The following is a 20,494-nucleotide window of genomic DNA, read 5'->3' as shown; positions in this document are numbered from 1 at the left end:
TCGGGTCAATTAGAGTTTAATGAAGGAATGACAAGTTTTCCCGGTATTTTATTGATAGAACCTTTCATCATTTTGATGAAAGGTTTTTTATTGGGTTGGGGATGCTATAAAGGCAATAATTTTACAGGCGGGAGCAACAAGCGTGGAAAACCGGCTCAACGATTTGAATGGCTCACAATGGTTGTATTGGACCAATTCGATTTACGAAACCAATTTTCCGCCGGACCAAACCTTTCCCCGACGAAAAGCGCACGGCGCCATGAAACCGCCGGAATTAATGGCCGAGATCATCACCTTCTTTACCAAGGCCGGAGAGGTTATCCTTGATCCCTTTGCCGGGGTCGGTGGTACGTTACTCGGGGCTGAGTTGACCGGAAGGCGGGCGGTGGGCATCGAACTCAATCCGGAATGGGTCAGAGTTTACCAAGAATTACGCCAGGATTTCAGAGCGTTCGGAGGCGCTTTCGTGCCGGCTGCCAATCCGGAAGGAGGGCGACTCCTGGGAGCGGAGTTAATTTTAGGAGATTGTCTGGCGGTGATGCGCCGGTTCCCCGATGAATCGTTTGCGGCCATTATTACCGATCCGCCCTACGGATGCCACCATCGGATTAATGGTTTTAAAGAAGAGACCAACTTTAGCATGTTCTCCATAAATGCCGCTGATTTTGGAAATTCCGAATCTTATCAAGACTATCTGGAGAAGATCCGGGTTTTTGGCAATGAGGCCCTTCGTATCCTGCAGCCCAAACGGTATTTGGTATTATTGATCGGGGATCGGTTTCATCGTGGCGAATATCTACCGCTTGGAACCATGGTCGCCGAAACGTTACGGAACATCGGGTTTCGTTGGAAAGGCATACGAATTTGGTGGAATAAAGCCACTCAACGCCCGCTGAAGCCCTATGCAGTAAAAAGTTGTTTTGTACCTAATATTACCCATCAAAACATTATCATTTTGCGGAAGGAGAGTTGATAATAATTTTTCCATAGATTACCCTTGGCAATTGTATTGGAACATGTTATAATAGTTAAGCAACTGAGACCTGCCTCTTCGACAAATTTTGTTCTGAGGTGGTTATCATGGTCTATAAGCTTTCTTTATCAGAAGTTCAACAAGTTTGTAACTCCTGTGAACAGTATGTAAAGGACAGCGAGAGTTGCCGGGATAACAATGGCGGAGTGAAGACTTTAAAGACTTTACGCCGTTGCCCCAAGTGGGACGCGCATTATGGCAGTCCCTGCATCCTTCAGATGTAGTCATGGGCCCGTGGCTCAGTTGGGAGAGCGCTGCGTTCGCATCGCAGAGGTCGAGGGTTCGAATCCCTTCGGGTCCACCAATTTTCTTTTGCGGAGGGCATGTTATGAAACTGATTAAACCTTTGGTTCAAGGAAAACTTGCCACGACAATCCAGACCGGCGGCTGTGGCGAATGCAAAAATTCTTGTCAATCCGCTTGCAAAACTTCGTGTACGGTTGGAAACCAAGTCTGTCAGAAATAAAGTTTTTTAACTATACTTATGATTTTATTCAGATAAGCCATGGATTCATGGCTTTTTGATTTATTAAAAGGAGAAACGTTATGGCCAATTGGCACGCTTTTAAGGCATTAGGCCGTTATTTTTTGTTTGACGTTCGATCGAATTCCCTATTTACGATTACCGAAACGGTTCACAATTACCTTCATGATCTCCCGGTTCCGGAAGCGGAACGACCTCAAATCGCGGCTGATTTGGCGGAGTTAAAGGCCGCCGGATACTTGAGCGATCTGCCGGATGAAGTTCCCGTTCTGAAGCGCGACAGTTCCATCAAGGCGCTTTGTCTTCATGTTTCACATGACTGTAATTTACGTTGTAAATATTGTTTTGCCGGAACCGGACCCTTTGGCGGTAATCGGGAACAGATGAGTTTTGAGGTAGGACGGCAGGCTATCGATTTGTTGTTACGGGAGTCTGGGAACAGAAGACAATTGGAAGTGGATTTCTTTGGCGGTGAACCCCTGCTCAATCTGGAAGTTGTCCGCCAGATTATGGATTATGCTCGCGATGCCCAAACTAAAAAAGAAAAAGACATTCATTTTACACTCACCACCAATGGGATAGCCCTCACTCAACCGGTCCGGGATTTTTTGAACCAGTATCAATTGGCGTTGGTTTTATCGATAGACGGTCGGAGGGAAGTCAACGACCGGATGCGCGGAGCCGGAGTTTATGATCGAATCGTGCCACAGTATCTGGATTTGATACGAAGCCGCGGCAATCAGAACTACTATGTCCGCGGTACTTATACTGCTAACAATCTAGACTTCAGCGAAGATGTCCGGCACCTCTACGAGCTGGGTTTCCGGGAACTTTCATTGGAGCCGGTGGTCGAAACGGGTGGCCCTTACCGTTTATCAGAGGAGCACTTGGAACAAATTGAAGCTGAATATGAAAAGCTGGCTCAGTTTTATCTGGAGAAAAAACAAGCGGGAGCCGGATTTACCTTTTTTCATTTTGAAGTCAGCCTGGAGCATGGCCCCTGTTTGCCAAAACGATTGACCGGTTGTGGAGCTGGTTTTGACTACTTTGCGGTAACTCCTGCGGGCGAGCTTTATCCTTGCCATCAATTCGTTGGCCGGAAAGATTACCAAATGGGCGATGTCATTCAAGGAGTAATCCGGACCGATTTGCGTGAAAAGTTTGGAGCGGCTACTCTTTATACCAAACGCGGCTGTTCCGAATGCTGGAGCCGGTTTTACTGTAGCGGAGGCTGTCACGCCAATGCCCAATTATTGAACGGATCAATCGATAAACCGGATGAAATGAGCTGCAAGATGCAGCGGAAGCGCCTGGAGTGTGCGCTCGCGCTGAAAGGAATTGAGTTGGAAGCGCAAGCGGCCGTGGCTGGATAAGTTCCTGGCCTTTTCCCATTCGGCTCACCAAACCCAACATAAACTTTAAAAGACCGTGAGAGCACGGTCTTTTTGTTATAGAGAAGGAGATTTCATGAACCCCTTTTTCTTGTGGAGCCGGAAGATGGCTAAAGAGGTTGCAATCAGGCCAAGATAAAATAGGAATTCCGCTAATTCTTCCAATACTTGATGGTGTTGACCCAGCAAACCGAAGAAAAACCGTTGATGCTCCGCCGCATCTGAAAGAAGCGCGGCCAGGAAGGTTAGCGCACTTTCGAATATAGGGAAACAATGGTCCAGGACCAGCTGTAATGGCATTCTGTAGAGGCGGTATTTTACTACGGCAATCAACCAGGCGAGCAAGACGACACCCAAGAGGGGATAGACCATCGCTCCATACCACAGATCGGAGCGGGACAGTAAAACCGGCTCGCCCTCCGACAATTTGACGGGTGGATAAAATGCGGCACCCCAATTCAGTTCGCGTCCGGCCATGACGAGCCAGATTGGAATGGTCCAGAGCCAAAATCTACGCAAAAAATCGTCCTTGAATTGGCGGGACAGATAATAGGCTAAGATTGCTCCGGCGATTAAAATCACGGCTTGTACTTGTTCAAAAGGACCGTTTTCCCAACCCCAGGAGAGTGGTAAGATTTTGCTGAGCGGATAGGCCGCGATCAGGCCGATGGAGAGAAACGGCCTCAGGATGCGGTGCAGTCGTAGCGAGACCTGGGAGGGGAGGGAATGAGCCGGCAAACTCAATGAATTTTTTTGAATGCTCATAAGCAATCAATCCTTTTGAATTCTTTTATTTATTATTCATTATTTAATTGTTCAAATTATACCACGGTATCATCATAATATCCAGAGTGAAGAGGAGTCGGGATGAAATTGAGAGAGTGCTAATTTTTTGATGTTACCGATTTTTTGATTCAACATGGACAGTTTTATGTTATATTGGAGATACCGTATCGAAGGATTGCTGAAACCTCACGCCTCAAGTTTTATCCAGCGCCGGGATAGGTCCGGCAATTTTAAAAAATCGGGAACTTATGAATGGGAGAGAATTATGACTGGCGTACCGGTGAAAGTGGGTCAGCTCATTGAGCTTGAGATCGATAATTACGGCCACGAGGGCGAAGGAGTGGGCCGGTTTCAGAATTTCACGGTGTTTGTTCCCGGGATGCTGCGCGGGGAACGGGTAAAGACCAGGATCGTTGAAGTCCGTAAAAATTTCGCCCGGGGTCAAGCCGTCGCTGTTTTACAGGCCGCTCCCGAGCGGCGGACGCCGGAATGCCCGATCTATGCCGAATGCGGCGGCTGCCAGTTGCAACACCTGGACTATCCGGCTCAACTCCAGCTGAAGCGGGAACAAGTCGTTAATGCGGTGGAACGGATCGGCGGTTTAACGGGGATTACCATCCATCCGACCCTGGGCATGGAGCGGCCGCGCCAATACCGCAATAAGCTCCAGTATCCTTTCGGCATAAGCGATGGGGCGGTGGTGGTCGGCTGTTTCCGCCAGGGAACCCACCAGATCGTCCCGGTTCAGGAATGCCTGATCCAGCATCCGCTGCATAACCGGGTACTGGACTCTCTGCGTGAGCTGGTCGTCAAGCACCGGATTCCCATCTATGACGAACGGAGCGGGAAAGGCTTGCTGCGGCACGTGTTGCTAAAAAACGGTTTCGCAACCGGAGAGGCGATGGTGGTTTTGGTCACCCACGGCGAACGGTTTCCGGAGGGCCAGGCGATTGCCGCCCAATTGGCAGCCGCTCACCCGGAGATCAAGAGCGTGGTGCAGAATATCAACCGGACCCGGGGCAATGTAATCCTGGGAAGGGAAAACCGGACGCTATGGGGCAATGACGGGATCATTGAAGAACTGGATGGGTTGAGGTTCCGGATCTCCGCCAATGCGTTCTTTCAGGTGAATCCCTTGCAGACGGTGAAGTTATATCAGAAAGCCGTGGAATATGCGGCGCTGGCCGGCAGTGAGCGGGTGGTGGACGCTTACTGCGGGGTGGGGAGCCTGACGCTCTTTCTGGCCCGGCGCGCCGCCGAGGTGTTCGGGATCGAGGTGGTGCCGGAGGCGATCCGGGACGCCAAGGAGAATGCGGCGTTGAACGGCCTCGGCAATGTGCGGTTTCTGGTGGGCGAGACCGAGACGGTGTTGCCGCGGCTGGTGCGGGAAGGCCGACAATTCGAAGTGGCGGTCGTCGATCCGCCCCGGGCCGGTTGCGCGGAAAGCGTCCTCGAGACCCTCGCCGCGGTCAAGGTGAAGCGGATCGTCTATGTGAGTTGCAATCCCAGTACGCTGGCCCGGGATCTGAAACGGCTGGCCGAATTGGGATATGAGACTAAGGAGATTCAGCCGGTGGATATGTTTCCGCAGACCTATCACGTTGAGAGTATCGTCTTAATGTCGCGTCTGTAAGCCTTGATTTTTCTGGGTTTGCTGTATTTCATCCAAGTTGTCTAATCAACCTAAAGGGCCCAAATACGTATACGGAAACATATCGACGAGGTATTTTTGGGTAAATTTTGAACTCAAAAATTGATAGGGTTGAGTTGACAGATTAGATAACGGGCTTTTTCGTGGGGTTGAGGAGACAGGATGGATGTGCATTTAATACAGGTATACTCATTTTCTGAAAAGACTTTATTTATTATGTATAAAGTTGTAATATGTTGAAATTGTTCGTTTCTTCGCATATAATAAAAATTGGAATTTTGTGTTCTGCGAGGTATTCATAATGGATTACTTAACGACAAAACAAGCTGCTGAAAAATGGAATATATCCCTGCGCAGAGTTCAAGTTTTATGCGAACAAGGGCGAATTAAGGGCGTTGTACGCCTGGGATGGGCATGGGCGATACCTAAGGATGCTGAGAAACCTGACGATTTGCGTGTGAAAAAAGATAAAAAAATAGAGGAGTAGAGTAGAATGGCAAAAATTAAAAATTCAAAAAATGAAGTAAAAGAGCAGCCTATTGAACAGGTACTTTGGGCAGCTGCGGACAAGCTCCGCAAAAATATGGATGCTGCGGAATATAAGCACGTTGTTCTCGGGCTTATTTTTTTAAAATACATATCAGACAGTTTTTATGATTTATATTATAAACTTAAAGAAGGCAAGGGCGAGTACGAAGGAGCGGACCCTGACGATCCCTATGAGTATCGTGCGGAAAATGTATTCTATGTGCCACCGCAGGCACGTTGGGATTATCTTCAAAGTCGAGCCAAGCTGCCCACGATCGGCAAAGATATAGACGAAGCTATGGAGGCCGTAGAAAAGGATAACCCATCCCTCAAAGGCGTTTTGCCGAAAGAATACGCAAAAGAAAAGCTGGACAAGCAGTCTCTCGGTGGTCTGATTGATTTGATTGGTACGATTGCGCTTGGTGACAGCGTTTCTAAATCAAGTGATATACTGGGGCAGGTATATGAGTATTTTCTTGGACAGTTTGCCCTTGCAGAAGGTAAAAAGGGTGGACAGTTCTATACGCCGCGTTCCGTAGTACGATTGTTGGTTGAAATGCTTGAACCTTACGAGGGCAGAGTTTTTGACCCCTGCTGCGGTAGCGGCGGTATGTTTGTTCAAAGCGAGAAATTCGTTGAAGCTCACAGAGACCATTATAACGGAAAATCAAGAGAAATTGACAAGCTTTTCGAACGTGTTGTTTCTATCTATGGTCAGGAAAGCAACCAAACAACATGGCGGCTTTGCAAAATGAACCTTGCCATACGAGGTATTGACAGCACCAATGTTTTGTGGAACAGCGAAGGTTCATTTTTAAACGATGCTCACCCCGACCTCAAGGCTGACTTTGTAATTGCTAATCCGCCTTTCAATGACAGCGACTGGAGCGGAGAACTGCTGCGGAATGACGGTCGCTGGAAGTATGGTGTGCCGCCGGTATCCAATGCAAACTATGCGTGGATTCAACACTTTTTATATCATCTTTCGCCGAGAGGTACAGCCGGTTTTGTTATGGCAAAAGGTTCCCTTTCATCAAAAACAAACGGTGAGGGAGAAATTCGTAAAAACCTTATTGAGGCGCCACTTGTAGATTGTATTGTCAATTTGCCGACGAAGCTCTTTTTAAATACACAGATTCCCGCATGCTTATGGTTCTTATCAAGGGAAAAGGAAACAAATCCGAACCACCCGCGCCGGAACAAGATTTTGTTCATTGATGCACGGAATATGGGAACTTTGATAAACCGCAGAACCCGCCAGCTCACCGATGATGACATCCGTAAAATAGCTGATACTTACCACAGTTGGAAAAAGGATGAAGGCTCCTATGAGGATGTCCCCGGCTTTTGCAAGTCCGCAACGCTTGATGAGGTGCGGGAGCTGGATTATGTACTGACTCCGGGTAGGTATGTGGGGTTGCCAGAAGAAGAGGATGATTTCGATTTTGAAGAACGTGTCAAAAAGCTGACTGCTGAGCTTAAAGAGCAGATGGAAGAGAGTAAAAAGCTGGATGAGCGGATAAAGGAAAACCTTGCAAAAGTGGGGATTAAGTTATGACGGAGTGGAGAGAGTACAGATTATCAGACATAATGGATATAATTAGCGGTGGTACGCCAAAGACATCCGTGCCTGAGTATTGGAGTGGCAATATTCCTTGGTTGTCAGTAGCAGATTTTAATAATGTAAACAGATATGTCTATGACACAGAAAAACATATATCAGAACTCGGTCTCAAAAATAGCTCGACAAAAATATTGAAGAAAGGGCAATTAATTATATCAGCACGCGGTACAGTTGGAGCATTAGCGCAGTTAAAACGCGATATGGCGTTTAATCAATCATGTTATGGACTCAATGCGAATTCATTGACAACAAATGATTTTTTGTTTTATTTATTAAAGTATTGTATAGCAGAATTAAAACAACAATCCAGTGGAGGAGTGTTTGATACTATAATCAGAGAAACATTTGATAACATTAGTGTATTTCTCCCCCCCCTCCCCGAACAAAAAGCAATTGCTGATGTTTTATCCTCCCTTGACGATAAAATCGACCTTCTGACAAGGCAGAATAAAACGCTGGAAGACTTGGCGCAGGCATACTTCCGTAAATGGTTTATTGAGGATGCAAACGATGAGTGGGAAGAAAAGAGTCTTTATGAAGTAGTTGATATTTTGAGTGGAGGTACACCTAGCACAAAAGTTGCAGAGTATTGGGGTGGAAATATACCTTGGTTCACGCCGAAAGACGCTTCAAATCTTATTTGCATGGATACTGAAAAACATATTACACAGGAAGGTCTAGAAAATTGCAACAGTAGATTATATTCTGCGGGGACAGTATTTATTTCTGCGCGTGGTACTGTTGGAAAACTTGCAATATGCGGAGTACCTATGGCAATAAATCAGTCCTGTTACGCTCTTGTCGGAAAAGGTAAAATGTCAAATTTTATCGTGTATTTAATATTGTCATATGTACTTGATGAATTACTGTTGAATGCTACTGGAGCTGTATTCGATGCTATAACAACAGACACATTTAAAGTTATTAAACTTCCCTTACCACCATTAAATGATGAATTTTATTATAGAGTAAAAGATATATTATCAACTTATTACGAGAAAATAGTTTTAAACACTAGACAAATTATCCTTTTACAAAAACTTCGTGACATCTTGCTTCCAAAGCTTATAAACGGCGAAATTCGAATAAGAATGTAGGAGGCACATAATATGGCAAAGCGAAAAATGATTCAGTATAACTTAATACAGAATTCTATCGCTGCCTATTTTGCTGCCATTGAAATCCACAATAAACCTAATATACTTTATCGTTATGAAACGACTACATTATTGCTCTTTAATGCATGGGAGCTAATTCTAAAAGCGTTTATTAGAAAATATATAAAGAACAGAACTATTTTTGAAAACGATGGACATACTATATCATTTAGTAAAGCAGTTACGTATGTAAATGAATATTTAAACAGACAAAAAGAAAACAGTTTTACTGCTATAAAAGAGAATCTATCCTTAATAGAAGAATACAGAAATAACATAGCACACTTCTATCGTGAATCTCTTGATCCTCAAATTTTTATGCTACTTGCTCGTTGTGCACTAAACTATGTTGAATTTGTTAAAGAATATTTTGGGAAAGATATAACTGATAAAGAGGGATTATTCATAATGCCTCTTGGGTTCAAGTTGCCGTTCAAACCGCAAGACTTTTTATCGAAAAAAGCAGTCAGCAGTGTCTATTCTGAGGAGGCAAAGAAATTTGTTGAAAAGATAATAAGAGTAATTCAGGACTTAAGAGATCAAAATATTGAAGAGTCAGTAGTTTTAGGATTTAATGTCTATATGGAGAGCGTAAAAAAGATATCCAACAGTGATTTGCTTGTTGCAATAACATCACAAGATGAAGCAGATGCTAATTTTGTAAAAGTTAGCAAAGTTCAATTGGTGAAAGACCCCAATGCACAGAAAGTATATTTGTCTGATGAGGAAGTTCTTAAAAATTACCCTCTAACCTATAGTGATGTATTCTGTAAATGCAAGGAACAAATTCCAGGCTTTAAAAAAAATAAAGATTTTGACGACATTATAAGAAAGTTAAAAGAAAACCCGACTTTAAGTCATCATAGAAAACTCAATCCTAAGAGCAAGAAAACATCAACGACATTTCTATATTCAGATAAGATTATAGATGAGATAAAAAAAGAGTATAACCAAAGAGGTGCAGAAGATGCCTAAGCTTTGTGAATCTGAAATTGAAAAAATGGCAATAGAAGAACTGGTGAAATTGGGCTATGAATACTTTTCTGGCCCGGATATAGCACCGGATGCACCTTTTGCAGAGCGTAAAGGTTATGGGGATGTTCTGCTTAAGAAAAGGCTGATTGACGCGGTAATACGGCTTAATCCCGGACTTCCTTATGATGTGGTTATAGAGGCGGTAAATAAAGTTTCCCGTATCAGTTCATCAAATCTGATTGGCGACAATGAAACTTTCCATAAAATGCTGGTTGACGGTGTGCCTGTCGAATACCGTAAAAACGGAGAAATTGTCGGGGATTATGTAAGACTTGTGGATTTTTCGGAAAATGGGACCGACAACAACGAATTTCTTGTAGTCAACCAGTTTACCGTTATTGAAAACAATAACAATAAGCGGCCGGATATTCTTCTTTTTATCAACGGTATCCCTATGGTGCTGTTCGAACTGAAAAATCCGGCTGATGAAAATGCCACCATTCTCAAAGCTTATGACCAGATCTGCACATATAAGGCAACCATCCCAAGCCTTTTCACATATAACGAGATATGCGTCGTTTCGGACGGTTATGAGGCAAAAGCGGGTTCATTAACCGCTCCATTCTCACGTTTTTCCACATGGAAAACAAAAGACGGGCTGAATGAAGCCTCACGATTTGAAGATCAGCTTACCACCCTTATTCACGGGCTATGCAACAAGAAAACCCTGCTCGACTATATACGCAGTTTTATAACCTTTGAAAAGAGCAAAACTGAGGATAAAAAGACCAAAATAACAAAAGTGGAAACTGTCAAGAAAATTGCCGCCTATCATCAGTATTACGCTGTGAATAAAGCTGTTAAAAGTACGATTGAGGCGGCAAGGGCGGGTGGAAGCAAAAAAGCCGGTGTTATATGGCATACTCAAGGTTCCGGCAAATCCCTTTCCATGGTTTTTTATGCAGGGAAACTGGTGCAAAGCCTTAACAATCCAACTATTGTTGTGATTACCGACAGAAATGATTTGGACGATCAACTCTTTGATACTTTTGCTGGAAACAGCGACCTTCTTCGCCAGCCGCCGAAGCAGGCGGAAAGCTGCGAACATTTAAAAGAATTATTAAAGGTAGCATCCGGAGGCATAGTTTTTACCACTATTCAAAAATTCATACCTGATAATGACAGCTCGGTTTATGAGCTTTTGTCGGAAAGAGACAACATAGTTGTCATAGCCGATGAAGCGCACCGCACGCAGTACGGCTTTAACGCGAAACTCAGAGATATAAAGGACGAAAACAATCAGGTTGTAGGGCAGCGCATAGCCTACGGCTTTGCCAAATATATGCGAGACGCCCTGCCAAACGCTACTTTTATAGGTTTTACCGGTACACCGGTAGAGAAGCAGGATGCCAACACGCCGGCAGTATTTGGCAATTATATAGATATTTACGATATTGCACAAGCGGTTGAAGATAAGGTGACAGTTAAAATATATTACGAAAGCCGCCTTGCCAAAGTAAACCTTACCGAAGAAGGCAAAAAACTGATTGAGGAATTCGACAGAGAACTTGAAGAAGTGGACGAAAAAGACGAAGCAAAAGCCGCAAAAATGAAATGGGCAAAACTTGAGGCTATTGTCGGCAATAAAGAACGACTCGCCACTCTCGCAAAAGACATTGTTACGCATTTTGAAGACCGGCAGAAAGTATTTGAGGGTAAAGCGATGATTGTTGCCATGAGCCGCAGAATCGCCGTTGATTTGTATAATGAAATCATAAAGCTTCGTCCCGAGTGGCATAGTGACGATTTGGATAAAGGTGTTATCAAAGTTGTTATGACATCTTCCAGTTCTGATGGCCCGGAAATGCAGAAACACCATACTACTAAAGAGCAGCGAAAAATGCTTGCACAGCGTATGAAAGATGAAAATGATCCACTGAAAATTGTCTTCGTGCGCGATATGTGGCTGACTGGCTTTGACGTTCCATGCCTCAACACCATGTATATCGATAAGCCGATGAAGGACCACAACCTTATGCAGGCAATAGCGCGCGTAAACCGTGTATTCAAAGATAAACCTGGCGGGCTGATTGTCGATTATATCGGGATTGCCCCAAACCTAAAAAAAGCTTTAAGTTTCTATGCAGAGAGCGGTGGCAAGGGAGTACCTGCTGAAACTCAAGCAAGGGCTGTTGAAATCATGCTTGAAAAGCTTGAAGTTGTCCGGCAGATACTACACGGGTTTGATTATACGAGCTTTTTCAAAGCAGAAGTAAAGGACAAGCTTTCTATTATCCTTCGCGCTGAAGATTTTATTTTATCTACAGATGATAAAAAAGCGCGTTTTATTAAGGAAATAACCCTCCTAAGCCAGGCTTATGCACTTGCCAAACCTGATAAGGCAACGGTTACACATGCAGAGGAAATAGCGTTTTTCCAAGCAGTTAAGGCAAGACTCACTAAATTTGAAACAAGCGGCGAAAGTGGTAAAAATTACGATTCTGTTATAAAAAACATTGTTGATTCGGCTATTGTATCAGATGAAGTTGTAGATATTTTTGATGCTGCCGGTATTGAAAAGCCGGAATTGTCCATTCTCTCAGATGAATTCCTTATGGAAATTAAAGGGATGAAACATAAGAATCTGGCTATTGAGCTACTAAAAAAGATTTTGTCCGATGAAATCAAAGTGCGTTCAAAATACAACTTGACTAAATCAAAATCGCTTATGGAAATGCTCACTTCAGCACTAAAACGATATCAGAATAACCTACTTACAACCACTGAAATCATAGAAGAGCTTATCCGCATTGCTAAAGAAATTAAAAATGCGGACAGACGAGGAGAGGAACTCGGTCTGTCAGAAGATGAACTTGCTTTTTATGATGCCCTTGAAACCAATGACAGCGCAGTTAAGGTGTTGGGCGACGAAACGTTAAGAACAATCGCCCGCGAACTTGCGGATAAAGTGCGGAAAAACGCCACAATCGACTGGACGCTGAAGGAAAGCGTCCGCGCAAAACTGATGGTATTGGTTCGCCGGACATTAAATAAATACGGTTATCCGCCTGACAAACAGCAGCGCGCTGTGGAAACGGTCATGAAACAGGCAGAAAACTTAGCGGATGTATGGGCTTCACAAGGAGTGACCTATAATACGAGACCTTTGTCAGATCTTCCAAAAGTAGCGGAAGAAATGAGTAATTAGAATTTGGGTGTTAGAAAGGTGTTGAGACAAAGATGTTGAGTGGTTATCTTGAGAACTGTTACGGGATAAAGCAGTTCACTTTACCTAATATAAATTTTAAAAAATGCAATAAAGCAATAATTTATGCGCCTAATGGTGTAATGAAGACTTCTTTGGCAAAAGTTTTTGAAGATATTTCTAAAGGAACAGCAACATCCGATCGTATTTTTAAGGATGCTGTGAGCCGTTATTCTATTACATATTATGCTTCGCACTATGAATATTCGTCATCAGGCGGTAACGCTATTCCACAGTCGGATAACATCTATGTGATAAATTCATTCGCAGATAAGTTTGAATTTAGTAAAGAGACAGTCGGCACACTTCTTGCCGATGAAGGAACTAGAAATCAATATAATGTTCTTATGGGAAAGTTGAATGACATTATTACTGAGATTTTAAATAAGCTAAGAGAAATAACTGGTCTAACTAAACCTCAAATTAAAATAAAACTGATTGAAGATCTTGGTTTACAAGCCACAGCCGATTGGCCAGATATTATGGAAGCAATTAGGCAGATAGAGAATAAGAATTATGAATTCCTGGATGAAATTCTCTATTCAGAACTATTTAATGACAAAACTATGGCTGTTTATGAAAACCCTGATTTTAAACGCCATATTACAGAATATATTGATAATCTTGAAAACCTACTTCGAAATAGCTCATTATTAAATACGCATTTTACAGAACGAAGTGCAGAAGAATTAAGTAAAAGTTTTACAAATCACAATCTGTTTGAGGCTCAACATAAGATTCTTCTTAGAAATGGGAGGCAAGTTAATAATCTTGCCGAGTGGAAGGAACTTGTACAACAAGAGCTTGACCAATTATACCAAACGCCTACACTAGCAAAAACGTTTGAAAAATTGAAAAAATTATTCTCCAAAAATGCGGAATCTGCAAAAGTTCGTGAAATTATCGTTGCGCATAGGGAAATTATTCCTTTACTCAGAGATATAGCAACATTAAAGAAACAAACATGGTGTAACTGTTTTGAACGCCTTGAAAGACCATTTATGGAATATTATAAGATAATCGCTGATTTTAAAGAAGAAATTCATAATCTATATGAAAAGGCATCAGCACAATCTGAACGTTGGGTAGAGGTAGTGAGTGAATTTAACCGAAGATTCCGCGTACCATTTACTGTAAAAATCACAAATAAGTCAAATTTTGTTTTAAAAGATGAGGCTCCAAATATTGAGTTTGAATACACTCGCGGTACTGGTGACAGCAAAGAGTCTACAGTTTTACATAAAGAAGACTTGATGGTTTCTTTAAGTATGGGTGAGCGTAGAGCACTGTATCTACTTTATATATTGTTTGATTTAGAGAGAATTAGAAAACAAGCTAGGGAAGGTGGTGGACAATACCTTATTATTGCGGATGATATTTCCGATTCCTTCGATTATAAAAACAAATATGCAATTATCGAGTACTTATGTGATCTTGCTGAAACAAAGGGAATCGATTTACTTATGCTTACACATAACTTTGATTTCTTTAGAACCGTTAAGTACAGGTGTGGTGTTAGCCGGGAAAACTGTTACATAGCTCAAAGAAATGACGATGGTATTATTAGTATAGCAGAATTTAAGTATCAAAAGGATTTCTTTAAAAATGTTATTCGTTCGTCTATTCAAAATGGTAATTTAGACAGTGACTTTAAGAAAAAATGTCTGATTGCTAGCATTCCATTTTATCGTAATTTAGCTGAATATAGCGGAAGTACTGACGATTATGAAAAACTGACATGCTGTCTCCATTATAAAACGGCACCCCTTGATACTTCACGATTGATGGTGTCGGATATATGGGGAGTTATAAGTCAATTTCTCGAAAACGAGACCCTTAAGTCTGACGATGAGCCTTATCTACAATTACTTCAAAATCTTGCAATAAATATACTTAAAGACAACGATGAAGTTTCTTTGGAGAACAAACTTGTCCTTTCAATAGCAGCAAGAATTGAGATTGAGAAATTTATGAAAGCCAAAATCATTGAGCACGAAGGGACTTGTCCTGATGCAAAAGATAATCAGACAAGAGAATGGTTTAATAAGTCGAAGCAGTATTTGACAGATGACGAAAAAGAGATCATTGAAGAAATTAACTTGATTACACCTGAGAGCATTCATCTTAATTCTTTCATGTATGAACCTTTGATCGACATTTCCTCATGGAATTTAATAGAAGTATATAGAAAAGCTCTTGCATTACAGGCAAGTAGTCAAGACAGTTAACGGGAAATTAATAAATTTATTAAATAATTAACATTGCTATGAATAGCATAATCGCAGGATTAAAAACAATAATAACCTACTATTATCCCAAAACACCCTCAACGGGTGTTTTTTATATATGTGAAATTTGATTTATCAATCCAGACAAGGAGGTGATGCCTATGCTTGTACTGATAAAGATATTCTGGCTTTAATAACAACCAAAGGAGGAAATCAAAAATGATTGGAATCGAGCAATACCGAAAAATCCAGGAGTACAAAGCACTTGGACTTGCTCAGACAAAAACCGCAAAAGCACTGGGGATAACCTATTCTTCTGTCAGCAAATACTGGAATATGAGCAAAGAAGATTATGTAAGGGAAGCTGAAAAGGAAAGGTACCACATGGATAACTACCGTCAGTACATACTGGAACATTTGAAAATTTGTCCACAAATGAGGGATACAAACATCTATCTCAAATTGGTGGAGGCCTTCCCTGATCTACAAGTTAAACGAGCTACATTCTACCGCTATATGAAAGCCTTAAGGGAACAGCACGGGTATCCGCATGCCAGTAAACGTAAAACCTCACCCCGTGAAATTTCTCCACCGGGATATGAAGCGCAGGCGGATTTTGGTCAATACAAACTTAAGGATATGTACGGGCGAATTGTATGAATATATTTCTTTTCCATGGTTCTGAGTTATAGCAGAATGAAATTTGTTTATTTTTCACCGGATCCCTTTACAACCAAAACAGCCATTAAAGCTCATAACTATGCATTCCAATATTTTGGAGGAAGTACACAGACTATTCTTTATGACCTTGACCGTGTCTATGTAGTCAGTGAAAATCTGGGAAATATCATATTCGTACCCGCCTTTGAGGAATATGTTAAGCGTATAGGTTACAATGTTTTGCTATGTAGACCAAGAGATCCTCAAAGTAAAGGCAAGGTTGAAGAGGTGATTGGATACATAAAGCAAAGTTTTTTTGAGGGCAGGATATACACCGGAATTGATTGCCTTAACAGTGCTGCCCTTGCATGGTTAGATAGGGAAGGCAACGGGCGAATACATACTGTGACCAGAAAAGTACCGCGTGAAATGTTCATGGAAGAGCAAAAATACCTGTTCCATGTCAAACCTTATTCCGAAGTATCAAGCACTGTTGCCTCCTTTGATAAGGATGGAGTGGTAAGTTATAAAGGCAACCGTTATCAGATTAATACAGGTATGATGGATGCTCATAAACGCATTCGCATCGAAGATGATGGTGAAATGCTTTTGTTCTATGATGCTGAAACAAATGATTTATTGGCTAAATATCCAGTCACAAAAGATACCGGGCAGTTGTTCAAACCAGAAGAAAATTACAGGAGAGACAGGGTTTCTTTAACCATCATAAAACAATATTTTGCAGAATACGAAATAGCTCAGGAATTCATTCGCCGGATGGAGCAGCAACAGCCGAAATATTTTAATACACATTGCATTCGATTATACCGGATGACAAAGTTTTATACAATTGGACAATTGCTTGATGGAATAGAATACTGCATTGATACTGAACGCTGCAGTGCCTATGAGCTTTTGGCTTATCTCATGTATCAGTACGGAGAGCATATAGCTAAGAAGTTTTTGCCGAATCAGCAGTATTTTAATCATTTGGCGAGGAGTAAAGAAATAAGGAGGGAAATCGATGGCTGATATAACAGAAATCCGTGAATTGGCCCAAAAGCTCAACCTTTGGAATATCGCAAGGGGATATATTGATTTGAATGATGAGAAACTATCAAACCTTGACTATCTTAAGATGGTGTTAGAAAAAGAATTGGAGATTAGGGTCAGGCAAAAATACACCAAGCTGAGGAAGGCAAGTAAGCTTCCAAACAAAGCATTTGACGCATCGAATTCAAACAAGGGCTTAAAATGGCAGATTAAACAGTTATCCAACCTGACATGGCTTAAGGAAGAGCAAAACTTAATCCTGCTGGGAAAATGCGGGACGGGTAAGACCGGTCTTGCAGCGCAACTTGGAGAAACTGCAATCAGCAATGGACATAAAACCTATTATGCGCCTTTTGATAATTTTATCGCAGTGGCAGAAAAGAAAGCCACAAATACAAAAGCAGAAGCGATCTTTTCTTATATGCAGGAATGTGACTTAATTATTATTGATGATGTCTTTTATGTGGAACCAACCAGGGCAGAACTGCAGGTTTTCTATCGGGCAGTTACCTTTCTTAATGAAACCAGAAGCATTATTTTTATAACCAATCGTGAACTGTCAGCATGGATAGATGCAGCCGAAGACAAGCACCTTTGCCAGACTTTATTGGACAGAATGATGGTCAATTGTCAAATTGTTCGTTTGACTGACAAGTAAATAAAAACACTCACTTCTTTTTTAATAGGGGCAAATACCTCGTTTGAAAACAATGCCGAAAAACGGCTTAAAATAGATGCAAAAAATCTCACGAAATTCAAAGAACTGCTTAACTTTTGAGATTTTCTGCAGTTTATAGGGTAGGGGGGTCTAAATCTCTACCGCTTTTTACCCCGGAAACGGGCGGGGGGTCACGCGCGAAAAATCGCAGTTTCAAACGGTGTCATGAAATATTCCGCAGGGTTCATTGGAATAACCGAGGAAAGAAATCAATCGTATGGAGATGCATTAGTAGATTGGAAAACACCGGTTTGTTTTGTACCGCTTCCACTATACTTGAAGATACGCTTAAAGAGAAAATTGTAGATGCCATCAATGTAGCGGTCAGCGGAAAAAACTCTTTTCTGGCCATACTGAAGAAGAATATTGAAACCGTATTAAGCGAGGATTTGGATGAGACTACAGCAGACATTGATAAAAGGCTGGAAGAACTCCAAACCGAGTTAATCCAAAAGGCAAATTCAAAGGAAGCATATGATAATATTGTCAATGAGATTTACCGCTTACGGGACTTAAGGCAAGAAACCCTTTCAAGAAACGCTCTCCGTCAAGATAAGCGGGATCGGATCGCTGAGATGACGGACTTTCTTAATATGCAAACCGGTGGTATTACGGAATTTGATGATAAACTGGTTAGAAAACTAGTTGAAAAAGCAATTGTATATGATGACAGGTTAGTGGTAGAGTTTAAGTCGGGGTTAGAAATAGAAGTAAACCTATAAGCTCGTATTAAGATAGCCGCCAGTAGGGGAAGAGTACTTATACTATTATAAATAACTACAGGAGACATAATTGGATTACCGATTGCGGGAGCAGAAGCAAAATGCGCTGGTTAAAAATGCAGAGCGTGAAGGAAGAAGCAGCGAATAGCTGAAATGACAGACTTCTTGAATGAACAGTCCTATGAGCTGGAGGAATATGATGAGCAACTGGTAAGGCGGCTTATTGAAAAAGTTACGGTATTTGATAATAAGCTGACCGTTGAGTTTAAGTTTGGAGTAGAGATTGATGTATTAATTTAAAATGAACTTGACCGCCGATTGAGGAGAAATACTTCTTGATGGGCGGTTCTTTTCTATTTATACTTGGGGATAATCTAATAAGTGAACTCGTTTCAGCAAGCTGAAACATCGGGGAATCAGATGGAGAGTCTACTCCACCTGATTAAAACCCACCTACGCTGCGCTTAGAGGTGGCGGTCTTGACCGTAAAGCTAAAAGATAAACACACTTGAACAATTACTCATATGTTTTTATTGACAAACGGAGAATTGAGGTTTATAATACATATGAAAGCTTATTCAAGTGTTCAATTGAATGATAAGGAGGTGATATAAATATGGCAAAAAAAATTCAACCAATTGAAAGATGCGACTCTGATGTAATACATGAGGAAATTGTAAATAAAGTGCGAGAAAAAATGCCTCAAGAAGAAACTCTATATGATCTAGCAGAACTATTTAAAGTTTTTGGAGATTCAACAAGAATTAAGATACTCTGGGCATTAGATGAATCAGAGATGTGCGTTTGCGATATTGCATTCTTATTAAATATGACCCAATCAGCAATTTCACATCAGCTAAGAGTCTTAAAGCAGGCTGGACTAGTAAAGAGCAGAAGAGAAGGAAAGATTGTATTCTACTCTCTTGAAGATGAACATGTAAAGCAAATATTTGACCAGGGATTAATTCATATTTCAGAAGAAAGTAAGTAAAGGAGGGTCAGTAATGTTAAAGAAGGAAGTAATTTTAGAAGGTTTAGATTGCGCAAATTGTGCAGCTAAAATTGAAGATGAGGTTAATAAATTAAATGGAGTCAAAGCCTATATGAACTTCATGAACAAGACATTGACTTTAGAAATTGAATCAGAGCAAGAGTATAAGAATATATTACAGCAAGTTAAAACCATAGTGCACAAGCACGAACCGGATGTGGTAGTGAAAGAAAAATCCGTTAACAAGAGCAATAAAAAAGTATTAATACTTGAAGGACTTGGCTGCGCGAATTGTGCAGCTAAAATGGAAAAAGAAATAAGCGGTCTAGAAGGAGTTGAATTTGCTGCAGTAGATTTTGTTTCGAAGAAACTAACACTGGAAATAAGTCCGAAAGTCAACCGCTCTGAGTTAAATGAGAAGATTGAAGGCATAGTAAAGAAAATAGAGCCAGATGTAAAGGTCATTTTTGAGGAGAATAACTCCAAGACCAAAATAAACGAAAATAACGATGAGGAAGAAGAAGGTGTCAACAAAAAAGAAATCATAAGACTTGTGGTCGGTGGAGCAATATTTGCCGTGGGAATCATCTTTAATTTCCAAAATTGGCTTGAGCTTACCTTGTTTATTATTAGTTATATCATAGTTGGTGGAGAGGTTGTCTTAAGAGCAATAAAAGGTATTGCCCGCGGTCAGGTATTCAGTGAGCATTTTTTGATGAGTATTGCTACCATTGGTGCTTTCTTCGTTGGAGAGTATCCAGAAGGTGTAGCAGTTATGCTGTTCTATCTGGTAGGTGAATTGTTTCAGGATATAGCTGTAGGTCACTCCAGAAAATCAATACGTGCTTTGATGGATATTCGTCCTGACTATGCAAATCTTAAAGTTGGCGATGAGATCAGGAAAGTATCTCCTGAAGAGGTAAACATAGGTGACATCATTATTGTTAAACCAGGAGAAAAAGTTCCCCTCGATGGCAAGGTTATAGAAGGAAACTCAATGGTTGACACTGCAGCGTTAACAGGGGAATCTGTTCCTCGTGAACTCGGGCCAGGAGACGATGCATTGAGCGGATTCATTAATAAAAATGGCGTTTTGACAATAGAGGTAACAAAGGATTTTGGTGATTCAACTGTATCTAAAATTTTGGATCTGGTTCAGAATGCCAGCAGTAAGAAGGCTCCTACAGAAAAATTTATAACAAAATTTGCCCGTTTCTATACTCCGATT

The 20,494-nt window shown here is 41.5% G+C and carries 16 protein-coding genes, 1 tRNA gene and 2 pseudogenes (1 of these 19 running past the window's edge); 18 read left to right on the top strand and 1 reads right to left on the bottom strand.

What is annotated here, in order from left to right; all coding sequences use genetic code 11:
• Positions 1-142: 142 nt before the first annotated feature.
• From EDC14_RS15680 to scfB, 4 genes are all read left to right on the top strand, one after another.
• Positions 143-973, top strand: a complete 831-nt coding sequence (locus EDC14_RS15680; RefSeq protein WP_132015258.1) for a TRM11 family SAM-dependent methyltransferase — start codon at positions 143-145, stop codon at positions 971-973.
• Positions 974-1,261: 288 nt separating this feature from the next.
• Positions 1,262-1,337, top strand: a tRNA-Ala gene (locus tag EDC14_RS15675).
• Between the two features lie 24 nt (positions 1,338-1,361).
• On the top strand, positions 1,362-1,499 hold the full coding sequence (gene scfA / locus EDC14_RS15670) for a six-cysteine ranthipeptide SCIFF (protein ID WP_132015257.1): 138 nt from the start codon (positions 1,362-1,364) through the stop codon (positions 1,497-1,499).
• Between the two features lie 80 nt (positions 1,500-1,579).
• Complete coding sequence (scfB, locus tag EDC14_RS15665) at positions 1,580-2,890, top strand: thioether cross-link-forming SCIFF peptide maturase (RefSeq protein ID WP_132015256.1); 1,311 nt, start codon at positions 1,580-1,582, stop codon at positions 2,888-2,890.
• Between the two features lie 75 nt (positions 2,891-2,965).
• On the opposite strand, the gene EDC14_RS15660 is transcribed toward scfB, so the two are convergent.
• Complete coding sequence (locus tag EDC14_RS15660; protein ID WP_132015255.1) at positions 2,966-3,673, bottom strand: hypothetical protein; 708 nt, start codon at positions 3,671-3,673, stop codon at positions 2,966-2,968.
• Positions 3,674-3,959: 286 nt separating this feature from the next.
• On the opposite strand from EDC14_RS15660, the gene rlmD reads away from it, so the two are divergent.
• From rlmD to EDC14_RS15595, 14 genes and pseudogenes are all read left to right on the top strand, one after another.
• Positions 3,960-5,327, top strand: coding sequence for a 23S rRNA (uracil(1939)-C(5))-methyltransferase RlmD (gene rlmD / locus EDC14_RS15655; RefSeq protein ID WP_132015254.1), 1,368 nt, complete (start codon positions 3,960-3,962; stop codon positions 5,325-5,327).
• A 319-nt stretch (positions 5,328-5,646) separates the two neighbouring features.
• Positions 5,647-5,832, top strand: coding sequence for a helix-turn-helix domain-containing protein (locus EDC14_RS15650; protein WP_132015253.1), 186 nt, complete (start codon positions 5,647-5,649; stop codon positions 5,830-5,832).
• 6 nt (positions 5,833-5,838) lie between these two features.
• Complete coding sequence (locus tag EDC14_RS15645; RefSeq protein WP_132015252.1) at positions 5,839-7,431, top strand: class I SAM-dependent DNA methyltransferase; 1,593 nt, start codon at positions 5,839-5,841, stop codon at positions 7,429-7,431.
• Positions 7,428-8,594 carry a restriction endonuclease subunit S gene (locus tag EDC14_RS15640; protein WP_132015251.1) on the top strand — a complete coding sequence of 389 codons (1,167 nt, stop codon included), beginning with the start codon at positions 7,428-7,430 and terminating at the stop codon, positions 8,592-8,594. Before EDC14_RS15645 ends, EDC14_RS15640 begins: the two co-directional genes overlap by 4 nt.
• Positions 8,595-8,606: 12 nt before the next feature.
• On the top strand, positions 8,607-9,629 hold the full coding sequence (locus tag EDC14_RS15635; protein WP_132015250.1) for a DUF3644 domain-containing protein: 1,023 nt from the start codon (positions 8,607-8,609) through the stop codon (positions 9,627-9,629).
• A complete protein-coding gene (locus tag EDC14_RS15630; protein WP_132015249.1) occupies positions 9,622-12,837 on the top strand; it encodes a type I restriction endonuclease subunit R in 3,216 nt (1,071 codons plus the stop codon). Before EDC14_RS15635 ends, EDC14_RS15630 begins: the two co-directional genes overlap by 8 nt.
• A 32-nt stretch (positions 12,838-12,869) precedes the next feature.
• Complete coding sequence (locus EDC14_RS15625; RefSeq protein ID WP_132015248.1) at positions 12,870-15,122, top strand: ATP-binding protein; 2,253 nt, start codon at positions 12,870-12,872, stop codon at positions 15,120-15,122.
• Between the two features lie 219 nt (positions 15,123-15,341).
• Positions 15,342-15,782: a hypothetical protein gene (locus EDC14_RS27345; protein ID WP_243662949.1), complete on the top strand. Its 441-nt coding sequence runs from the start codon at positions 15,342-15,344 to the stop codon at positions 15,780-15,782.
• 36 nt (positions 15,783-15,818) lie between these two features.
• Positions 15,819-16,814, top strand: coding sequence for a hypothetical protein (locus EDC14_RS15620; RefSeq protein ID WP_243662948.1), 996 nt, complete (start codon positions 15,819-15,821; stop codon positions 16,812-16,814).
• Positions 16,807-17,493, top strand: coding sequence for an ATP-binding protein (locus tag EDC14_RS15615; protein WP_132015247.1), 687 nt, complete (start codon positions 16,807-16,809; stop codon positions 17,491-17,493). Before EDC14_RS15620 ends, EDC14_RS15615 begins: the two co-directional genes overlap by 8 nt.
• 218 nt (positions 17,494-17,711) lie before the next feature.
• Positions 17,712-18,275: pseudogene (locus EDC14_RS15610) on the top strand (recombinase family protein); the annotation flags it as partial.
• 76 nt (positions 18,276-18,351) lie between these two features.
• A pseudogene (locus EDC14_RS27340) lies at positions 18,352-18,575 on the top strand (recombinase family protein); the annotation flags it as partial.
• Positions 18,576-18,891: 316 nt separating this feature from the next.
• A complete protein-coding gene (locus tag EDC14_RS15600; RefSeq protein WP_003868545.1) occupies positions 18,892-19,266 on the top strand; it encodes an ArsR/SmtB family transcription factor in 375 nt (124 codons plus the stop codon).
• Between the two features lie 13 nt (positions 19,267-19,279).
• Positions 19,280-20,494, top strand: partial view of a heavy metal translocating P-type ATPase gene (locus EDC14_RS15595; protein WP_132015245.1) — the 5' portion only. It continues 1,146 nt past the right edge of the window; only the first 1,215 of its 2,361 coding nucleotides appear in the window; its start codon is at positions 19,280-19,282; its stop codon lies beyond the right edge, outside the window.

It is taken from the genome of Hydrogenispora ethanolica (assembly GCF_004340685.1).
GTDB classification, from domain to species: Bacteria; Bacillota; UBA4882; order UBA8346; family UBA8346; genus Hydrogenispora; species Hydrogenispora ethanolica.
This window is presented reverse-complemented; position numbering and strand designations above follow the sequence as displayed.

Bases quoted from the DNA above. Each gene is read 5' to 3' on its own strand.
- scfA (WP_132015257.1), top strand. From the start codon at position 1,362: ATGAAACTGATTAAACCTTTGGTTCAAGGAAAACTTGCCACGACAATC.
- scfB (WP_132015256.1), top strand. From the start codon at position 1,580: ATGGCCAATTGGCACGCTTTTAAGGCATTAGGCCGTTATTTTTTGTTT.
- EDC14_RS15660 (WP_132015255.1), bottom strand. From the start codon at position 3,673: ATGAGCATTCAAAAAAATTCATTGAGTTTGCCGGCTCATTCCCTCCCC.
- rlmD (WP_132015254.1), top strand. From the start codon at position 3,960: ATGACTGGCGTACCGGTGAAAGTGGGTCAGCTCATTGAGCTTGAGATC.
- EDC14_RS15650 (WP_132015253.1), top strand. From the start codon at position 5,647: ATGGATTACTTAACGACAAAACAAGCTGCTGAAAAATGGAATATATCC.
- EDC14_RS15645 (WP_132015252.1), top strand. From the start codon at position 5,839: ATGGCAAAAATTAAAAATTCAAAAAATGAAGTAAAAGAGCAGCCTATT.
- EDC14_RS15640 (WP_132015251.1), top strand. From the start codon at position 7,428: ATGACGGAGTGGAGAGAGTACAGATTATCAGACATAATGGATATAATT.
- EDC14_RS15635 (WP_132015250.1), top strand. From the start codon at position 8,607: ATGGCAAAGCGAAAAATGATTCAGTATAACTTAATACAGAATTCTATC.
- EDC14_RS15630 (WP_132015249.1), top strand. From the start codon at position 9,622: ATGCCTAAGCTTTGTGAATCTGAAATTGAAAAAATGGCAATAGAAGAA.
- EDC14_RS15625 (WP_132015248.1), top strand. From the start codon at position 12,870: ATGTTGAGTGGTTATCTTGAGAACTGTTACGGGATAAAGCAGTTCACT.
- EDC14_RS27345 (WP_243662949.1), top strand. From the start codon at position 15,342: ATGATTGGAATCGAGCAATACCGAAAAATCCAGGAGTACAAAGCACTT.
- EDC14_RS15620 (WP_243662948.1), top strand. From the start codon at position 15,819: ATGAAATTTGTTTATTTTTCACCGGATCCCTTTACAACCAAAACAGCC.
- EDC14_RS15615 (WP_132015247.1), top strand. From the start codon at position 16,807: ATGGCTGATATAACAGAAATCCGTGAATTGGCCCAAAAGCTCAACCTT.
- EDC14_RS15600 (WP_003868545.1), top strand. From the start codon at position 18,892: ATGGCAAAAAAAATTCAACCAATTGAAAGATGCGACTCTGATGTAATA.